Consider the following 299-nt stretch of genomic DNA (forward strand, 5'->3'; position numbering starts at 1 on the left):
GTGCTGGAAGGGCGATCCTCGATCGACGAATCGATGATCACGGGCGAGCCGTTGCCGGTCGAGAAGGTCGAGGGCGATGCGCTGACCGGCGGCACCCTCAACAAGAATGGTGCGCTGATCATGCGCGCTGAGAAGGTCGGCGCCGAGACGACGCTGGCGCGCATCGTCGATCTCGTCGCCAAGGCGCAGCGCTCGCGCGCCCCGATTCAAGGGTTGGCCGATCGCGTTTCTTTCTACTTTGTCCCGGCCGTCGTCCTTGTCGCGATTGTCGCTTTCATCGCCTGGGCCGTGTTTGGACC

The 299-nt window shown here is 64.2% G+C and carries 1 pseudogene; it reads left to right on the plus strand.

Annotation, left to right across the window (positions count from 1 at the left end):
* Positions 1-299: pseudogene (locus EOD07_RS37380) on the plus strand (copper-transporting ATPase); the annotation flags it as partial.

Source organism: Mesorhizobium sp. M2C.T.Ca.TU.002.02.1.1 (genome assembly GCF_003997225.1).